Below are 16,891 nucleotides of genomic sequence, written 5' to 3'. Positions count from 1 at the left end.
ATGATCGGGGTCGCTGAAGCTGCGAACCCGCCTCCCCCAGCGCTCTTTCGCGGGCCCGGCGACGACGCAGGCGAGACAGGAAGATGATTGTCATGGCTTATGGACTGAACACCCGTATGTTCCTCGCGGCCGAGCCGCTACCCGAACGGGATTTGGCCGCCGAACGTGCCAGCGCGGTGTGGCGCCAGCTGCACGCTGACGAGCGACTGCGCGCCGTCGAGCGGCGACTTCGCGCCGCCTGACCCTGGCCCTGACCCCACACGAAAAGGAGTAAGTGCGATGCGCGATCATAATCTCGACCAGGGGTATGACGAAGGTCGGCGAGCGCTGAACCACGATTACAAGCTGCTGCTGGCGCGAGCCCGCGTTGCCCTGCGGGCGGTTGGCCGGGCCCATCACCGGGTGTTCTGGTCGTCGCCCTGGGAACGCCGGCCCGTTCGCTGATCATCGGGCAGTCGTTGCACGGCTGCCCCCGCTGCCCTATAGGGCTGAGCCAATCCGCCCCGGCCTCTCGGCATCGTCCAGAGCGGCCGGGGCGCCGTCATTTAGCGTTTGGGGAACACGCCCTTATGGCTCGTCGCCGCCAGATCTACGAAGGCAAGGCCAAGATCCTCTACGAGGGTCCCGAGCCGGGTACGCTGATCCAGTACTTCAAGGACGACGCCACCGCCTTCAACGCGCAGAAGCGCGGCACGATCAGCGGCAAGGGCGTCATCAACAACCGGATCAGCGAGCATATCTTCACCTCGCTGGCGATGATCGGCGTACCGACGCATTTCATTCGCCGTCTCAACATGCGCGAACAACTCATTCGCCAGTGCGAGATCGTGCCGATCGAGGTGGTGGTCCGCAACGTCGCCGCCGGCTCGCTGTCGAAGCGCCTCGGGATCGAGGAAGGCACCCAGCTTCCCCGCACCATCATCGAATATTACCTCAAGGACGATGCGCTCGGCGATCCGATGGTCGCGGACGAGCATATCGCCTGCTTCGGCTGGGCCAGCCAGGAGGAGATGAACGACATCGCCGACATGGCGATCCGGGTGAACGACTTCATGGCGGGGCTGTTCGCCGCCATCAACATCCGCCTGGTGGACTTCAAGCTGGAGTTCGGGCGCGTCTACGAGAACGACTTCCCGCGCATCATCCTGGCCGATGAGATCAGCCCCGATGGCTGCCGCCTGTGGGACATGAAGTCCGGTGAGAAGCTCGACAAGGACCGCTTTCGGCAGAGCCTCGGCGGAGAGGCCGAAGCCTATCAGGAGGTCGCCCGCCGCCTCGGCCTGCTGCGCGACGAGGAATTCGCGGTTCTCGACCTCGACAGCCATCGCAAGAAGAAGGGGCTCTAGTCCCCTTCCGCAATGGGGCTGCCCCGCGTCCGCATCGTTACCCTGAACGCCGCGCTGGGGCCGCTCGATTATCGGGTGCCCGACGGCGTGGAGGTGTCGCCAGGCCAGGTCGTCGTCGCGCCGCTCGGCCCGCGGCCGATGATCGGCGTGGTGTGGGAACCGGAGCGGCTGCCGACCGATGAGGTGGGCGACAACCGGCTGCGCTATCTCACCTCCGTCCTGCCGCAGCCTGTCATCCAGCCCGCGCTGCGCCGTCTGTGCGAGTGGACCGCCGATTATTACCTGAGCCCGCTCGCCGCCGTGCTGCGAATGGTCCTGCCTTCCTCCTACGCACTGCATGACCAGCGCCAGCTGACGGAATATCGCCCCACCGGACTACAGCCGGACCGCCTTACGCCCCAGCGCCGGAGCGCGCTCGAGCGACTGGAGGGCCGCCAAGGCACCATCCGCGAGCTCGCCGCCTTCGCCGAAGTCAGTGACGCCGTGCTTCGCGGGCTGGTGAACGCCGGCGCGCTCGAACCGGTGCTGGTCGACGCCGACAAACCGCTCGCCTGTCCCGACCCGGACTTCGCTCCACCGGAACTCAATCCCGAACAGGCCGATGCTTCCGCCAGCCTGGTCGCCGCCATCGGCCACGGCTTTGACCCCGTGCTGCTCGACGGAGTGACCGGCTCAGGCAAGACCGAGGTCTACTTCGAAGCCATCGCCGAGGCGCTCCGCCAAGGCAGGCAAGCCCTGATCCTGCTGCCTGAAATCGCATTGACGGAGCCTTTCCTGAAGCGCTTCGAGGCCCGCTTCGGCTGCCCGCCCACCGCCTGGCATTCGGACCTGCGCGCCTCCCAGCGCCGCCGCTCCTACCGCGCCATTGCCAGCGGCGAAGCCAAGGTCGTGATCGGCGCCCGTTCGTCCCTCTTCCTGCCCTACGCCAACCTCGGCCTGATCGTGGTCGACGAAGCGCACGAGCCGAGCTTCAAGCAGGAGGAAGGCGTTCAATATCACGCCCGCGACGTCGCCGTGATGCGCGGGCGGTTCGAGGACATTCCGGTGATCCTCTCCTCCGCCACGCCAGCCATCGAAACGCGTCACATGGTCGAGCTTGGCCGCTACCGTGAGGTCAAGCTGGCCAGCCGCTTCGCCGGGGCGCGCCTGCCGGAACTGTCGGCGATCAACCTCACCCAGGACCCACCGCCGCGAGGGCGCTGGCTAGCCCCCAGTCTCGTAACGGAGCTCGAAGCCAATCTGGAGGCAGGCGAGCAGTCCCTGCTATTCCTCAACCGCCGTGGCTTCGCGCCGCTGACCCTGTGCCGCACATGCGGGCACCGTTTTCAATGCCCCAACTGCACCGCCTGGATGGTCGAGCACCGGCTGATGCACCGGCTCGCCTGTCACCATTGCGGCCACGTCATGCCCCCGCCCCGCCTCTGCCCCGAATGCGGGGACGAGGACAGCCTGGTCGCTTGCGGGCCAGGAGTGGAGCGGATCGCCGACGAGGTTCAGGCGCTGTTCCCCGAAGCCCGCACCGCGCTGGTCACCAGCGACACCATCTGGTCGCCGGTCAAAGCCGCCGAATTCGTGGCCGCGATGGAGGCAGGCGCGATCGACATCGTGATCGGAACCCAGCTGGTGACCAAGGGCTACCACTTTCCCAACCTTACCCTGGTGGGCGTGGTGGACGCGGACCTTGGCCTGCAGGGAGGTGACCTCCGCGCCGCCGAACGCAGCTTCCAGCAGATCGCCCAGGTGGCCGGCCGCGCTGGACGGGGCGAAAAGCCCGGCCGGGTCCTGGTCCAGACCCACGACCCCGAGGCGCCGGTCATCGCCGCCCTCGTCAGCGGCGACGCGGACAGTTTCGTCGCCGCCGAAACCGAGTCCCGTCGCGAGGCGGCCATGCCCCCCTTCGGGCGATTGGCCGCGCTGATCATCTCCAGCGAAGACAAGGACGAGGCCGAGGCCGTCGCCCGCCGCATCGGCAGGGCCGCGCCCGATGTCGAAGGCATGGCGGTCTTCGGCCCCGCCCCGGCTCCGCTGGCCATGCTGCGGAACCGGTACCGCTATCGGCTGCTGGTCCACGCCGCCCGAAGCCTCGACGTGCAGGACGTCATCCGCGACTGGCTGGCCGCCGTCGAATGGGGGTCGAAGGTTCGAGTAGCGGTCGACGTCGACCCCTACAGCTTCGTCTAGACGGCGGTCCGCCCGTCGACATTGCCATGCGGCGAGTAGCGGCAGACCAGATAGTCCCACCGGCCGTTGGAGCGGATCGCACAACCGACCTTCGTCGTCTGCCGCCAGATGATCTGGGTGTAATGCCCGACGTCAGCCCAGTTGCCCGTCCGGCTGACGTAGGGAAACACGCTTGGCCGGTAATAGCCCGCTTCGCTCAGCCAGCTTCCGACCATCTGCTCCGGGCTGAAGGCGCCCCGGCTGCCCATCCACAGATTCTCTCCCTGGCCCGGCCGGCTCGTCTTTGCGCTATGGCCCCAGCGATTGGTGCGGGCCAGTTCGGCGGCATATTGGTCGGCCGCGAAAGCCAGGCTCTGGTCCCACTGCAGGGGCCCGACACCCCAGCGTGACCGCTCCACGTTCTGCGGCACCAACAGTCGCATCGTCAGCGGATAGATGATGCGGCTCTGGCCCGCCGCCGGCGCACTCGCCAGCGCCAGACCCAAGCCCGCCGCTGCTGCCAGCCCCGCACGCCACTGCATAGATTCATTCCCACCCGCGAAGGCCCCCCGGCCCTCGCCTCTTGGCCAATATGATGCGCACGGCGGATGAGAACGCAATCGTTCCGACCGGTCTTTAACGGTGAGCCGTTAGTCCAGCTGGCGTGAGCCGTTCCACATGGCGATGCGTTAACGGGCAGTACCGAATGACGACCCTCATCCCCATCCTTGGCGACCAGCTCAGCCATGACCTCGCCAGTCTGCGCGGCGCCAGTCCGGCCAGCTCGGTCGTGCTGCTGATGGAGGTGGCGGAGGAGACCGGCTACGTCCGCCACCATCCGCACAAGATCATTCTGATATTCTCGGCCATGCGCCACTTCGCCGCCGAGCTGCGGGAGCGCGGCTGGACGGTCGACTACATCGAGCTGGAAGATCCGGAAAACCGCGGCAGCTTCACCGACGAGGTCGGCCGCGCCCTCACTCGCCACGGCGCAACCAGCATTCGTGTGGTCGAGGCGGGCGAGTTTCGCGTGGCGCGGATGATCGCCGGCTGGCCGGAGCGCTTCGGCGTGCCCGTCGAGCTCCTCCCCGACGACCGCTTCATCTGCCCGCTGCCGGACTTCTTCGCCTGGGCCGGCCAGGCCGACAAGCCGATGGAGTATTTCTACCGCGACCAGCGCCGCCGCACCGGCCTGCTGATGGAGCCCGACGGCAAGCCGACGGGCGGCCATTGGAACTACGACAAGGACAACCGCTCCGGCCCGCCGCACCAAGGCGATTTCCCGAGCCGCTGTCCGGTGGAACCTGACGCCGTCACTCGCGACGTCATCGAGCTCGTCCGCCGCCGTTTCTCCGACCACTTCGGCAGCGTCGACGGCTTCGGGCTGCCGGTCACCGCCACCCAGGCGGAGGCGGCGCTCGACGAGTTCATCGCCACCCGCCTGCCCCTGTTCGGCACCTACCAGGACGCGATGGTGGTGGGCGAGGCCCTCCTCTTTCACGCCGCCATCTCCACTTCGATGAACTGCGGCCTGCTCGACCCCCTCACCGCCTGCCGCAAGGTCGAGGCGGCCTTCCGCGGGGGCAAAGCGCCCCTCAACGCCGCCGAAGGCTTCATCCGCCAGATCATCGGCTGGCGGGAATATATGCGCGGCATGTACTGGCGCGAGATGCCGGCCTTGGGCGAAGCCAATGCGCTCGCCGCGACCCGCCCGCTCCCCGATTTCTACTGGACCGGCGAGACCGACATGAAATGCCTCGCGGAATCCATCCGGAACACCCGCGACAACGCTTATGCCCACCACATCCAGCGGCTGATGGTCCTCGGCAACTTCGCCCTCCTCGCCGGGGTGGCGCCGCAGGCCATCAGCGACTGGTTCCTGGTCGTCTATGCCGACGCCTATGAATGGGTCGAGCACCCCAACGTCATCGGCATGAGCCAATGGGCCGACGGCGGCCGCATCGCCACCAAGCCCTATGCCGCCTCAGGTGCCTACATCGACCGCATGTCCGACTACTGCCAGAACTGCGTCTACGACGTGAAGAAGAAGGTCGGACCGCGCGCCTGCCCATTCAACTCGCTCTACTGGGACTTCCTCGCCCGCCACGAGCAGCGGCTTTCCGGCAACCATCGCCTTCGCAACCAGTACGCCACCTGGCGCCGGATGAGCCCAGAGAAGCAGGCCGCCTATCGCGAGTGGGCGCAGCGCTTCCTCGACAGCCTCGAACCGGCCGAGCCCGGCTGGGCTCGTACCAACTAAAGCAGCGTGGGCGACTCCAGCTCCACGCCCTCGGCGCGCAGCAGCTGGCGCTTGCGATCCAGCCCGCCGGCATAGCCGCCAAGGCTCCCGTCCGACCGAATGACACGGTGACATGGCACCAGCACGGCCACCGGGTTGGAGCCATTGGCGGTTCCGACCGCCCGGACCGCCCCCGGCTGGCCGACCGCCGCCGCGATGTCGGCATAGCTGCGGGTCTCGCCGGGGGGGATCTTGCGCAGTTCCGCCCAGACCCGCTGCTGGAAGGCGCTGCCGCTGACGTCCACCGGCAGGTCATGCCGTCGCGCGGGCTCGGCCACCGCCTCCAATGCCGCGCGGATCAGGGGTGCGTCGGGGTCGTGAACTAGCGTGGCCTTGGGGAAGCGCCGCCGAAGCGCCTCCTCCCCTTCGCCGAAGGTCAGCCGACAGATCCCGCGCCCGGTCACCGCCACCAGCAACGGTCCCACGATGCTGTCCGCAACCGCCCAGCGGATCGTCTCGCCGCGCCCGCCGTCGCGCCACGCCGATGGGGTCATGCCCAGCTGCTTGCCCGCCTCTTCGTAGAAGCGGCTCGGACCGGAATAGCCTGCCTCGTAGATCGCCTCGGTCACCGTCTCATTCTCCTCCAGGGCGCGGCGCAGCCGTTGAGCGCGAAGCGACCGGAAATAGGCCGCTGGCGACAGCCCAACCGCGCGCGTGAACAGCCGCTGGAAATGGTGCGGCGCATAGCCAACAGCCTCCGCGAGGCTTTCGAGCCGGACCGGCTCATCCGCTTCTTGCATCAGCGCGAGGGCCCGCTGCACCGCTGCTTCATCCCGCGCGACCGAGTCAGGCTGGCATCGCAGGCAGGCCCGGAAGCCCGCCGTGATTGCCTCGCCCGCCCTTTCGTAGAAGCGCACGTTCTCACGAAGTGGTCGCCGGGCGGCACAGCTTGGCCGGCAGTAGATGCGCGTGGTCAGCACCGCCACGACAAAGCACCCGTCGAACGCCCGGTCACGGCGACCGAACGCCGCCCATGCCTCGTCTTCGGACACCTTCATGATCGCTCCACTACCGCGGCAAAACAGCCACGGGTCGCATAATGAGCATGAATAAACGCGATTTCCGGATCGGCCAACAGCCGCCTGACCGCTTCATCGGCGGCGCCCGGCTGCACCAGCTCGGCGTGCAGCATGTCGAACTTCGGATCGAACGCTCGCAATGACAGCACGCGGCGGTCCAGCGCAGGCGGGATGGAGCCGACATATTCCGCCGCCTCCTCCAACCCTTCGGTCACGTAAATGGCGTGGGTGGCGCGGTACGGCCCTGAAGGCACGCTTTGGTGATTGAGCAGGAGCATCTGCTCGCCCACCTTCGCATCGTCCAGGCTCAGGCGGCATGGCGCGCCTGGCCGCTCGGTGACGGCCACCCGGCGGACACCCTGTCGGGCAAGCTCCTCGTCGCTGAGACCGAAGAGCGGGCGGAAGGTCGCGGCCTCGAGGCCTTTGATGCGATAGGTCATGCAACCTTGTGACCGATCCTGGCCGCGCCCGCTTCCCGTTCCTTGCGGTCAAACCTTCACCTCGCCGCTGGCGCGGCCTCCAGCTAGTCGGCAGCGCCATGGCGATCACCATTCATCGCGCAGAGCTGCACAGCCCTGACGTGCAGGCGTTGCTCGATCTGCATGTGGCGGCGATGCGCGGCCACTCTCCCGCCGACGCCTGCCATGTCCTGCCCGGAAGCGCCCTCGATCGCCCCGACATCCTGTTCCTGACCGCGCGCGACAACGGCGAACTGCTGGGCATGGGCGCGCTCAAGTCGCTCGACGACCACTCGGGTGAGATCAAGTCCATGCGCACCACTCCCTCGGCCGTGCGACGGGGCGTCGCCTCCACCCTCCTTCGCGCCATCGTCGCGGAGTCACGCGCACGCCATTACGACCGCCTCCTGCTGGAGACGGGCACCGGTCGCGATTTCAGCGCGGCCAATGCTCTCTACGAGCGGGCCGGCTTCACCGACGCCGGCTCCTTCGGCGGCTATCCGACGAGCCCATTCACCCGCTTCCTCGCGCTTCACCTCTGACCGCCTTGCATGAGTCGGGAGGCGCTGCTAGGGGCCTCGCAACCCAGCGGGGGCGTGCGGTTTTCACCAGTCGCGGCGCCCCGCTTTGCATATCTTTTTCGGAGCTTACAGGCGCGTGGAGACATCCGGCGGCATTCGGGCAAGCTTAGCGGGACGCTATGCCTCGGCCCTGTTCGAACTGGCTCGCGACGAGCGGCAGATCGACGCAGTCTCATCCAGCCTCAAGGCGTTCCGCGACACGCTCGCCGGCTCGGACGATCTCAAGAGCCTGATCGCCTCGCCGCTGATCCAGCGCAAGGACGCCGCCAACGCGATTGCCGCGACTGCGACCGCCCTGAAGCTGGACCAGACCACCTCGAACTTCCTCGGCGTGATCGCCCGCAACGGCCGCCTCCGCCAGCTGCCGGAGATCGTCCGCCTGTTCGACCGCCTCGCGGCCGATCATCGCGGCGAGACCACGGCGGAAGTCGTCACTGCCCGTCCGCTCGACGACGACCAGGTCGCCGCGCTCCGGGCCAACCTCCGCGCCCGCGCCGGGCGTGAGGTCACGATCGACTCCCGGGTCGATCCATCAATCCTTGGCGGCATCGTCGTCCGGCTTGGCAGCCAGATGATCGACGCTTCCATCCGCACCAAATTGAACACTCTAGCCACGGCTATGAAAGGCTGATCATGGACATCCGCGCCGCTGAAATCTCCCGCGTCATCCGCGACCAGATCGCGAACTTCGATGCCGATGCGCAGGTCTCCGAAGTCGGTCAGGTGCTGTCGGTCGGCGACGGCATCGCCCGCATCCACGGCCTCGACAACGTCCAGGCTGGCGAGATGGTCGAGTTCGAGAACGGCACCAAGGGCATGGCCCTCAATCTCGAATCCGACAATGTCGGCGTCGTGATCTTCGGCTCTGACTCCGAGATCAGCGAAGGCTCCAGCGCCAAGCGCACCGGCACCATCGTCGACGTTCCCGTCGGCCGCGGCCTGCTCGGCCGCGTGGTCGACGCGCTCGGCAACCCGATCGACGGCAAGGGCCCGATCGTCACCGACCAGCGCAGCCGCGTCGAGGTCAAGGCGCCCGGCATCATCCCGCGCAAGTCGGTGCATGAGCCGGTGCAGACCGGCCTCAAGGCACTCGACGCGCTCGTCCCCGTCGGCCGCGGCCAGCGCGAGCTGATCATCGGCGACCGCCAGACCGGCAAGACCGCCGTCGCGCTCGACACTTTCATCAACCAGAAGGCTGCCAACTCGGGCGACGACGAGAGCCAGAAGCTCTACTGCATCTACGTCGCCGTCGGTCAGAAGCGCTCCACCGTGGCGCAGATCGTCCGCGCCCTGGAAGAGAATGGCGCGATGGAATATTCCATCGTTGTCGCTGCGACCGCGTCGGAGCCGGCCCCGCTGCAGTTCCTCGCACCCTACACCGGCTGCGCGATGGGCGAATTCTTCCGCGACAACGGCATGCATGCCGTGATCGTCTATGACGATCTGTCCAAGCAGGCCGTCGCCTATCGCCAGATGTCGCTGCTGCTGCGCCGTCCGCCGGGCCGCGAAGCCTATCCGGGCGACGTCTTCTATCTCCACAGCCGCCTGCTCGAGCGCGCCGCCAAGATGAACGACGCCAACGGCAATGGCTCGCTAACCGCGCTGCCGATCATCGAGACCCAGGCGGGCGACGTGTCGGCCTACATTCCGACCAACGTCATCTCGATCACCGACGGCCAGATCTTCCTCGAGACCGACCTGTTCTATCAGGGCATCCGTCCGGCCATCAACGTCGGCCTCTCGGTCAGCCGCGTCGGCTCGGCTGCGCAGACCAAGGCCATGAAGAAGGTGGCGGGCAGCATCAAGCTCGAGCTGGCCCAGTATCGCGAAATGGCCGCCTTTGCCCAGTTTGGTTCGGACCTCGACGCCTCGACCCAGAAGCTGCTGGCTCGCGGCGCCCGTCTGACCGAGCTGCTCAAGCAGCCGCAGTATCAGCCGATGCCGGTCGAGGAGCAGGTCGCCTCCATCTACGCCGGCACCAAGGGCTTCCTCGACAAGGTCGAGACCCGCGACGTGACCCGCTACGAAGCGGCGATGCTCAGCTATCTCCGTTCGGAAAAGCCCGAAGTGCTCGCCAAGATCCGCGACACCAAGGCGCTGGATGACGACACGGCGGCGGCGCTCAACGATGCGCTGACCACCTTCGGCAACCAGTTCGCGTAACATGGGCTGCGCTCCCGCCCAGGCGGGAGCCCAGTTGTTCTTCGTCTAGGTACTGGGCGCCTGCCTAACGCAGGAGCACAAGGAAACAGATGGCAAGTCTCAAGGCCCTGAAACTCCGTATCGGCTCGGTGAAGTCGACGCAGAAGATCACCAAGGCGATGAAAATGGTCGCCGCGGCGAAGCTGCGCCGTGCGCAGAGCAATGCCGAGCATGGCAGGCCTTACTCCGCCCGCCTGTCGGACGTGGTCGCGAGCCTGGCCTCGCGGATCACCGTCGGACCGCAGAGTCCCAAGCTGATTGCCGGTACCGGCAGCGACCAGCGTCATCTGATCGTCGTCGCCGCCTCCGACCGTGGCCTTGCCGGCGCATTCAACACCAACATCGTCCGCACGGTCCGCCGCGCCGCCGATGAACTGATCGCCCAAGGCAAGGACGTCAGCTTCTATCTCGTCGGTCGCAAGGGGCGTCCCGTAATCCAGCGCCTCTATGGCGCCAAGGCGATCGTCGGCCAGTACGACACGTCGGAGATGAAAAACCCGAGCTATGCGGACGCGCAGGCGATCGCGGCCGAGGTCATGCACCGCTTCAACAGCGGCCAGTGCGACATCGTCCACCTCGCTTACTCGAACTTCCGCTCGGTGCTAGCGCAGGAGCCGACGGTCGATCAGATCATCCCGGTCAAGCCCGCCGCCGCCAATGACTCCGGCCCGGTCACCGCTTCGGCCGCCGTCGAATATGAGCCGGACGAGGAAGACATTTTGGCCGCGCTGCTGCCGCGCAACATCGCCGTGCAGGTCTACCGTGCGCTGCTGGAAAACCAGGCTGGTTTCTACGGCAGCCAGATGACCGCGATGGACAATGCCACGCGCAACGCCGGGGACATGATCAACCGCCTCTCCATTCAGTACAACCGCCAGCGCCAGGCCGCGATCACGACCGAGCTGGTGGAAATCATCTCGGGCGCCGAAGCGCTCTAACGAACAAGCAAGGCAAGGAAGCAAAGCCATGGCCACCGCCGCCGACACCATTGCCCCCACGGGCACCACCAGCAACCTGACCGGGCGCGTCGCGCAGGTCATCGGCGCCGTCGTCGACGTGTCGTTCGAGGGTGAGCTGCCGCCGATCCTGTCGGCGCTGGAAACCAGCAACAACGGCCAGCGCCTCGTCCTCGAGGTCGCCCAGCACCTCGGCGAGAACGTCGTCCGCACCATCGCCATGGACGCAACGGAGGGTCTGACCCGCGGCCAGGTGGTGAACTCGACCGGCTCGCAGATCCGCGTTCCCGTCGGTCCGATGACGCTTGGCCGGATCATGAACGTCATCGGCGAACCGATCGACGAGCGCGGCCCTATCGGCCACACCGAGACCGCCCCGATCCACGCCGAGGCTCCGCTGTTCATCGACCAGTCGACCGAGACCAGCATCCTGGTCACCGGCATCAAGGTCATCGACCTCCTCGCCCCTTACGCGAAGGGCGGCAAGATCGGCCTGTTCGGCGGCGCCGGCGTCGGCAAGACCGTGCTCATCCAGGAGCTGATCAACAACATCGCCAAGGGCCACGGCGGCACTTCGGTGTTCGCGGGCGTCGGCGAGCGGACCCGTGAGGGCAACGACCTCTACCACGAGTTCCTCGACGCGGGCGTCATCGCCAAGGACGCCGACGGCAACCCGACGCCCGAAGGCTCCAAGGTCGCCCTCGTGTTCGGCCAGATGAACGAGCCGCCGGGAGCCCGCGCCCGCGTCGCCCTCTCCGGCCTCACCCAGGCCGAATATTTCCGCGACGTCGAGGGCCAGGACGTGCTGTTCTTCGTCGACAACATCTTCCGCTTCACGCAGGCGGGTTCGGAAGTGTCGGCGCTGCTCGGCCGCATCCCCTCGGCCGTGGGCTATCAGCCCACCCTGTCGACCGACATGGGTGCGCTGCAGGAGCGGATCACCTCGACCAACAAGGGTTCGATCACCTCGGTGCAGGCGATCTACGTCCCCGCGGACGATCTGACCGACCCGGCTCCGGCCACCTCCTTCGCCCACCTGGACGCCACCACCGTGCTGTCGCGCGCCATCTCGGAGCTCGGCATCTACCCGGCGGTGGATCCGCTCGACTCGACCAGCCGCGTGCTGACCCCGTCGGTCGTCGGCCAGGAGCATTACGAGACCGCCCGCGCCGTCCAGGAAACCCTGCAGAAGTACAAGTCGCTGCAGGACATCATCGCCATCCTCGGCATGGACGAGCTGTCGGAAGAGGATAAGCTGACGGTCGCCCGCGCCCGCAAGATCCAGCGCTTCCTGTCGCAGCCGTTCCACGTCGCCGAAGTCTTCACCGGCATCCCGGGCAAGTTCGTTCCCGTCGAGGAAACGGTCAGCAGCTTCAAGGCCGTCGTGAACGGCGACTACGATCACCTCCCCGAGAGCGCCTTCTACATGGTCGGCGGCATCGAGGAGGCGAAGGCCAAGGCCGAGAAGATGGCGGCGGACGCCTAAATGGCCGAGCTGCATTTCGAACTGGTCACGCCGGAGAAGCAAGTGCTGTCGGCCGACGTCCACATGGTCGTCGTCCCCGGCAGCGAGGGTGAGTTCGGCGTCATGGCCGGCCACGCGCCCTTCATGACCACGCTGCGTGACGGTGAGCTGGCGGTCTACCGCACCGCCGGCGCTGCTCCGGAGCGAATCCAGGTGAGCGGCGGCTTCGCCGAAGTCGGGGCTGCTGGGCTGACAGTACTTGCCGAAAGCGCCGTCACGGCCTGACCCGAACGGTCTTCGTAAAAAAGCAGAAGGGCGCTTCCGAAAGGAGGCGCCCTTCTGCATCAGAAGCACTCCCCTCGCCGCAAACCGCGATTATCCATTCGTTTAAGTTTGCCGCTTATTCACCATCACCGAGAAAGCTCGGGACCCAGGTGAAACGATGAATGCATTCGGCAAGCGTGGCGGCATGAACGGAGCGGGCGCACGGCCTGCCTTCGGCGTAGCCCGGCCGATGAAGGGCGGGACGGGTTCAGGCGGAGGCGCGGAGCCCGCACCGGAACCAGCCGACGACGCGCCAACTCCTTTCGACCCCGTCATGCCGGCAAATGCCGATGCCATGGACCGCCTCAACAACCGCATGAACGGCAGCGGCGAGGCCGCTTCGTCCAAGCAGGAAGGCTTCGAGGCCAGCGTCCACAAGATCAAGGAGCAGGTCCTCCCGCGCCTGCTCGAGCGGGTCGACCCGGAAGCCGCCGCCACCCTCGGCAAGGACGAACTCGCGGAGGAATTCCGCCCGATCATCTCCGAGGTGCTGGCCGAGCTCAAGATCAACCTCAACCGGCGTGAGCAGTTCGCGCTGGAAAAGGTGCTGGTCGACGAACTTCTCGGCCTTGGGCCGCTTGAAGAGCTGCTCTCCGACCCGGCCGTCAGCGACATCATGGTCAACGGCCCGGACCAGACCTTCGTCGAGCGCAAGGGCAAGCTGGAGATCGCGCAGATCCAGTTCCGCGACGAGGAGCATCTGTTCCAGATCGCCCAGCGGATCGTGAACAAGGTCGGTCGCCGCGTCGACCAGACCACGCCACTCGCCGACGCCCGCCTCGCCGACGGCAGCCGCGTCAACGTCATCATCCCGCCGCTCTCCCTGCGCGGCACCGCCATCTCCATTCGTAAGTTTTCCGAAAAGCCGATCACGCTCGACATGATGCGTGGCTTCGGATCGATGTCGGAAAAAATGGCGACCCTGCTCAAGATCGCCGGCGCGGCGCGGATGAACATCATCATCTCGGGTGGTACCGGTTCGGGCAAGACGACCATGCTCAACGCCCTGTCGAAGATGATCGACCCGGGCGAGCGCGTGATCACGATCGAAGACGCCGCCGAACTCCGCCTGCAGCAGCCGCACTGGCTGCCGCTCGAAACCCGTCCGCCGAACCTGGAAGGCCAGGGCGCGATCACCATCCGCGACCTCGTCATCAACGCCCTGCGTATGCGTCCTGACCGCATCATCCTGGGCGAAATTCGTGGCCAGGAGGCGTTCGACCTCTTGGCCGCCATGAACACGGGTCACGACGGCTCGATGGCCACGCTCCACTCCAACTCCCCGCGCGAATGCCTCGCGCGTATGGAGAACATGGTGATGATGGGCGACATCAAGATTCCGAAGGAAGCGATCAGCCGCCAGATCGCGGACTCGGTCGACCTCATCGTCCAGGTCAAGCGCCTCCGCGACGGTTCGCGCCGCACCACCAACATCACCGAGGTGATCGGCATGGAGGGCGAGGTCATCGTCACCCAGGAGCTGTTCAAGTTCGAATATCTGGACGAGACCTCGGACGGCAAGATCATCGGCGAATATCGCTCGATGGGCCTGCGCCCCTACACGCTGGAAAAGGCGAAGCAGTACGGGTTCGACCAGCCCTACCTTGAGGCCTGCCTGTAAGGCGAACTGGTCTGGGCGCGCGCCTGCGGCTATGCTGGCCCGCGCCGAATGGGGTTGGAGTTAGTGATGCGTCGTCTCCCTCGTGAGCCGCTTCTGGCCGCGCTAGCCGCCATCGTGTCCATGGCAACCGCCGCTCCTCCGGCGGATCCGCCACGGAGCGATGAGCCGCAGACGGTCACCGTCACCGCCGCACCCGATATCGACCGGCAGGTGAAGGATTTCGTCGGCTCGCTCGCGCCGCACACCAATGAACAGATGAGCCTGCTGGCGGCGACCTTCTGCCCGATTGTTCAGGGGCTGGCCGCCAGCGATGCGGCGGCCGTCGAGGCCCGGTTGCGAACCGTGGCAAGCGCGGTCGGGGTCAAGGTCGGCGACTCGCGTTGCCGGCCCAACATGCTGCTGATCGTGACGGCGGACAAACGCGCCTTCATCCAGGCACTCGCCACGCGCAAACCGGACTATCTGGGCAACCTCGATCCGGCTCCGCTCCGGGCGTTGCTGCGGAGCCCGGGCTATGCGGCGGCCTGGCAGATCGGCGGCACGGTGGCGGACAGCGGCCAGGTTCTGACGGACGTATCGAACGACATCCCGATCAGGACGACCACGTCGGCCAGCCGCATCGGCGAGCCCGTGCGGCCCGTGTTCGACGTCGCCGTGGTGGTGGTGGAGGCCCGTGGCCTGGCCGGGCTGACGCGCAACCAGCTGGCGGATTATGCGGCCATGCGGCTGCTGAGCGGGGCCGACCCCAAGCGGGCGGAGGCTGCCAGTGCGCCGACCGTACTCAAGGTCCTCGACGCGCCGGCCAACGCCGTCGTGCCCGCTGGCCTGACCGCCTGGGACGTCGGCTTCCTCCGCGGCCTCTATTCAGCCCGCTCATTCGTCAACGGCCCGGCGCAGCGCAGTGACATCAAGCGCGCCGTCCGGGCGGGGGTTGGACAGGCGCGGGACGGACAGTGAAGCGCTCGGTAGGCCTAAGCGCCTGCTGACGACCCCAACGCTTCCTCGCCGAAACGGACGCCCCGCTCTACTCCACCCGCGTCGGCTTGGACGCCTCCAGTGCCTTCACATGCACCGCCTTGATGTTGACGAACTCGCGGATGCCATAAGCGGCGCACTCACGTCCGAAGCCGCTGTTCTTGACCCCGCCGAACGGCATGCGCGGGTCGGATCGAACGTTCTCGTTGACGAAGCTCATCCCGGCTTCGAGTTCGTTGGCGGCGATGCGGCGGCCGCGATCGAGGTCCCCGGTCAGTACGCCCGAGCCCAGTCCGAACTCACTTGCGTTGGCGATGGCGATCGCTTCCGCCTCGTCCCTCGCGGCAATGATCGCCGCCACGGGGCCGAACACCTCCTCGTCATGCGCCGGCTGGCCGGGCGCGACATCGGTCAGGACGGTCGCCGGATACCAGGCACCAGGCCGGTCGGGCACCTCGCCGCCAAGCAGCAGGCGGGCTCCATTGGCGATGCTCTTCTCGACCTGCTGGTGGATTTCGTCGCGCGCCTTGACGCTTTGCAGGGGTCCCAGGTTGGTACCCTCCTGCGCCGGGTCTCCCATCTTGAACACGGCCATCGCTTCGACCAGCGCCTGCTCGAACTGCGGCTTCACCGCCTCCAGCACGATGAAGCGCTTGCCCGCGATGCAGCTTTGCCCGCCGTTCACCATCCGCGCCGTTGCCGCCACCTTGGCGGCGGCAGGGATGTCGGCATCCTCGAGCACCAGGTAAGCGTCCGCACCGCCCAGCTCGAGCACGCATTTCTTGAGGACCGATCCCGCGGCCGTGGCCACGCTCCTGCCCGCCGGAACGCTGCCGGTCAGGGTGATGGCGGCGATGTTCTCATCCTTGATCAGCGCCTCAATCTCACTGCTCGGCAGGATCAGCGTGCGGAACAGGTCATGGGGCACGCCAGCGTCATGCAGCACCTCTTCGATCGCCAGCGCGCAGCCCGGGACATTGCTGGCGTGTTTCAGCAGCGCACCATTGCCCGCCATCAGCGCCGGTGCGGCGAAGCGGATCACCTGCCAGAACGGGAAGTTCCACGGCATGATGGCCAGCACCACGCCGATTGGGTTGAAGGTGACGAACGCCTCGCCCCCGCCAAGGTCGACCGGCTCATTCGCCAGATAGCTCTCGGCATGGTCCGCGAACCAGTCGCAGTGAAAAGCGCATTTCTCGATCTCGGCGCGACCCTCGGTCAGGGTCTTGCCCATCTCTGCCGTCATCAGCGCGGCATAGTCATCAGCGCGGGCGCGAAGCAGTTCGGCGGCCTTGCGGATGATAGCCGCACGGTCGGTAAAACTGGTCCGCCGCCATTGCCCGTACGCTGCCCGGGCCGCCTTTGCCGCGGCGCGGGCATCGTCGAGGGAATGCGCGGTGTAGCTCTTCCCCGCTTCACCGGTCGCCGGGTTCACCGTCCGCACCTGATTGCTCGCCCGATCCGCTCCGTCCGCCATCATCTGCT

Annotated in this window: 17 protein-coding genes; 13 read left to right on the top strand and 4 right to left on the bottom strand. The window is 66.8% G+C overall.

Annotated elements, in window-relative coordinates:
- Window positions 1–92: 92 nt before the first annotated feature.
- The 4 genes from M8312_RS03155 (at window position 93) to M8312_RS03140 (ending at window position 3,527) form a co-directional block, all read left to right on the top strand.
- Window positions 93–242 carry a hypothetical protein gene (locus M8312_RS03155; RefSeq protein ID WP_250118938.1) on the top strand — a complete coding sequence of 50 codons (150 nt, stop codon included), beginning with the start codon at window positions 93–95 and terminating at the stop codon, window positions 240–242.
- A gap of 37 nt (window positions 243–279) precedes the next feature.
- The gene (locus tag M8312_RS03150; RefSeq protein WP_250118937.1) at window positions 280–444 is read left to right on the top strand and encodes a hypothetical protein; all 165 of its coding nucleotides are present in this window, start codon (window positions 280–282) and stop codon (window positions 442–444) included.
- A 125-nt stretch (window positions 445–569) separates the two neighbouring features.
- Window positions 570–1,346, top strand: coding sequence for a phosphoribosylaminoimidazolesuccinocarboxamide synthase (gene purC / locus M8312_RS03145; RefSeq protein ID WP_250118936.1), 777 nt, complete (start codon window positions 570–572; stop codon window positions 1,344–1,346).
- 12 nt (window positions 1,347–1,358) lie between these two features.
- The gene (locus M8312_RS03140) at window positions 1,359–3,527 is read left to right on the top strand and encodes a primosomal protein N' (RefSeq protein WP_250118935.1); all 2,169 of its coding nucleotides are present in this window, start codon (window positions 1,359–1,361) and stop codon (window positions 3,525–3,527) included.
- Here M8312_RS03140 and M8312_RS03135 read toward each other — a convergent pair.
- On the bottom strand, window positions 3,524–4,048 hold the full coding sequence (locus M8312_RS03135; RefSeq protein WP_250118934.1) for a CAP domain-containing protein: 525 nt from the start codon (window positions 4,046–4,048) through the stop codon (window positions 3,524–3,526). The genes M8312_RS03140 and M8312_RS03135 overlap by 4 nt on opposite strands.
- Before the next feature lie 164 nt (window positions 4,049–4,212).
- Here M8312_RS03135 and M8312_RS03130 point away from each other — a divergent pair, with 164 nt between their 5' ends.
- On the top strand, window positions 4,213–5,766 hold the full coding sequence (locus tag M8312_RS03130; protein WP_250118933.1) for a cryptochrome/photolyase family protein: 1,554 nt from the start codon (window positions 4,213–4,215) through the stop codon (window positions 5,764–5,766).
- On the opposite strand, the gene ada is transcribed toward M8312_RS03130, so the two are convergent.
- Both ada and M8312_RS03120 read right to left on the bottom strand, forming a co-directional pair.
- A complete protein-coding gene (gene ada / locus M8312_RS03125) occupies window positions 5,763–6,803 on the bottom strand; it encodes a bifunctional DNA-binding transcriptional regulator/O6-methylguanine-DNA methyltransferase Ada (RefSeq protein WP_250118932.1) in 1,041 nt (346 codons plus the stop codon). The two genes, M8312_RS03130 and ada, sit on opposite strands and share 4 nt — an antisense overlap.
- Entirely contained in the window at window positions 6,800–7,264 is a 465-nt protein-coding gene (locus M8312_RS03120; RefSeq protein WP_250118931.1) for a DUF1203 domain-containing protein, read from the bottom strand. Before M8312_RS03120 ends, ada begins: the two co-directional genes overlap by 4 nt.
- Before the next feature lie 8 nt (window positions 7,265–7,272).
- Here M8312_RS03120 and M8312_RS03115 point away from each other — a divergent pair, with 8 nt between their 5' ends.
- The 8 genes from M8312_RS03115 (at window position 7,273) to M8312_RS03080 (ending at window position 15,388) form a co-directional block, all read left to right on the top strand.
- Window positions 7,273–7,824, top strand: coding sequence for a GNAT family N-acetyltransferase (locus tag M8312_RS03115; RefSeq protein ID WP_250118930.1), 552 nt, complete (start codon window positions 7,273–7,275; stop codon window positions 7,822–7,824).
- A gap of 115 nt (window positions 7,825–7,939) precedes the next feature.
- Entirely contained in the window at window positions 7,940–8,494 is a 555-nt protein-coding gene (locus M8312_RS03110; protein WP_250118929.1) for a F0F1 ATP synthase subunit delta, read from the top strand.
- 2 nt (window positions 8,495–8,496) lie between these two features.
- Window positions 8,497–10,026 carry a F0F1 ATP synthase subunit alpha gene (atpA, locus tag M8312_RS03105; RefSeq protein ID WP_250118928.1) on the top strand — a complete coding sequence of 510 codons (1,530 nt, stop codon included), beginning with the start codon at window positions 8,497–8,499 and terminating at the stop codon, window positions 10,024–10,026.
- An 89-nt stretch (window positions 10,027–10,115) separates the two neighbouring features.
- Window positions 10,116–11,003 (top strand): F0F1 ATP synthase subunit gamma, encoded by an 888-nt coding sequence (locus M8312_RS03100; RefSeq protein WP_250118927.1) that lies wholly within the window; start codon window positions 10,116–10,118, stop codon window positions 11,001–11,003.
- 28 nt (window positions 11,004–11,031) lie between these two features.
- Window positions 11,032–12,507 (top strand): F0F1 ATP synthase subunit beta, encoded by a 1,476-nt coding sequence (gene atpD, locus M8312_RS03095; protein WP_250118926.1) that lies wholly within the window; start codon window positions 11,032–11,034, stop codon window positions 12,505–12,507.
- Window positions 12,508–12,771, top strand: coding sequence for an ATP synthase F1 subunit epsilon (locus M8312_RS03090; RefSeq protein WP_250118925.1), 264 nt, complete (start codon window positions 12,508–12,510; stop codon window positions 12,769–12,771).
- A gap of 157 nt (window positions 12,772–12,928) precedes the next feature.
- A complete protein-coding gene (locus M8312_RS03085; RefSeq protein WP_250118924.1) occupies window positions 12,929–14,431 on the top strand; it encodes a TadA family conjugal transfer-associated ATPase in 1,503 nt (500 codons plus the stop codon).
- Window positions 14,432–14,497: 66 nt separating this feature from the next.
- Window positions 14,498–15,388 (top strand): hypothetical protein, encoded by an 891-nt coding sequence (locus M8312_RS03080; protein WP_250118923.1) that lies wholly within the window; start codon window positions 14,498–14,500, stop codon window positions 15,386–15,388.
- 67 nt (window positions 15,389–15,455) lie between these two features.
- On the opposite strand, the gene M8312_RS03075 is transcribed toward M8312_RS03080, so the two are convergent.
- Window positions 15,456–16,886, bottom strand: coding sequence for an NAD-dependent succinate-semialdehyde dehydrogenase (locus M8312_RS03075; RefSeq protein WP_250118922.1), 1,431 nt, complete (start codon window positions 16,884–16,886; stop codon window positions 15,456–15,458).
- Window positions 16,887–16,891 lie beyond the last annotated feature (5 nt).

It is taken from the genome of Sphingomonas sp. KRR8 (assembly GCF_023559245.1).
Classification (GTDB): domain Bacteria; phylum Pseudomonadota; class Alphaproteobacteria; order Sphingomonadales; family Sphingomonadaceae; genus Sphingomicrobium.
Note: the sequence above shows the minus strand (reverse complement) of the source record. Positions and strands in the feature narration are given on the sequence as shown.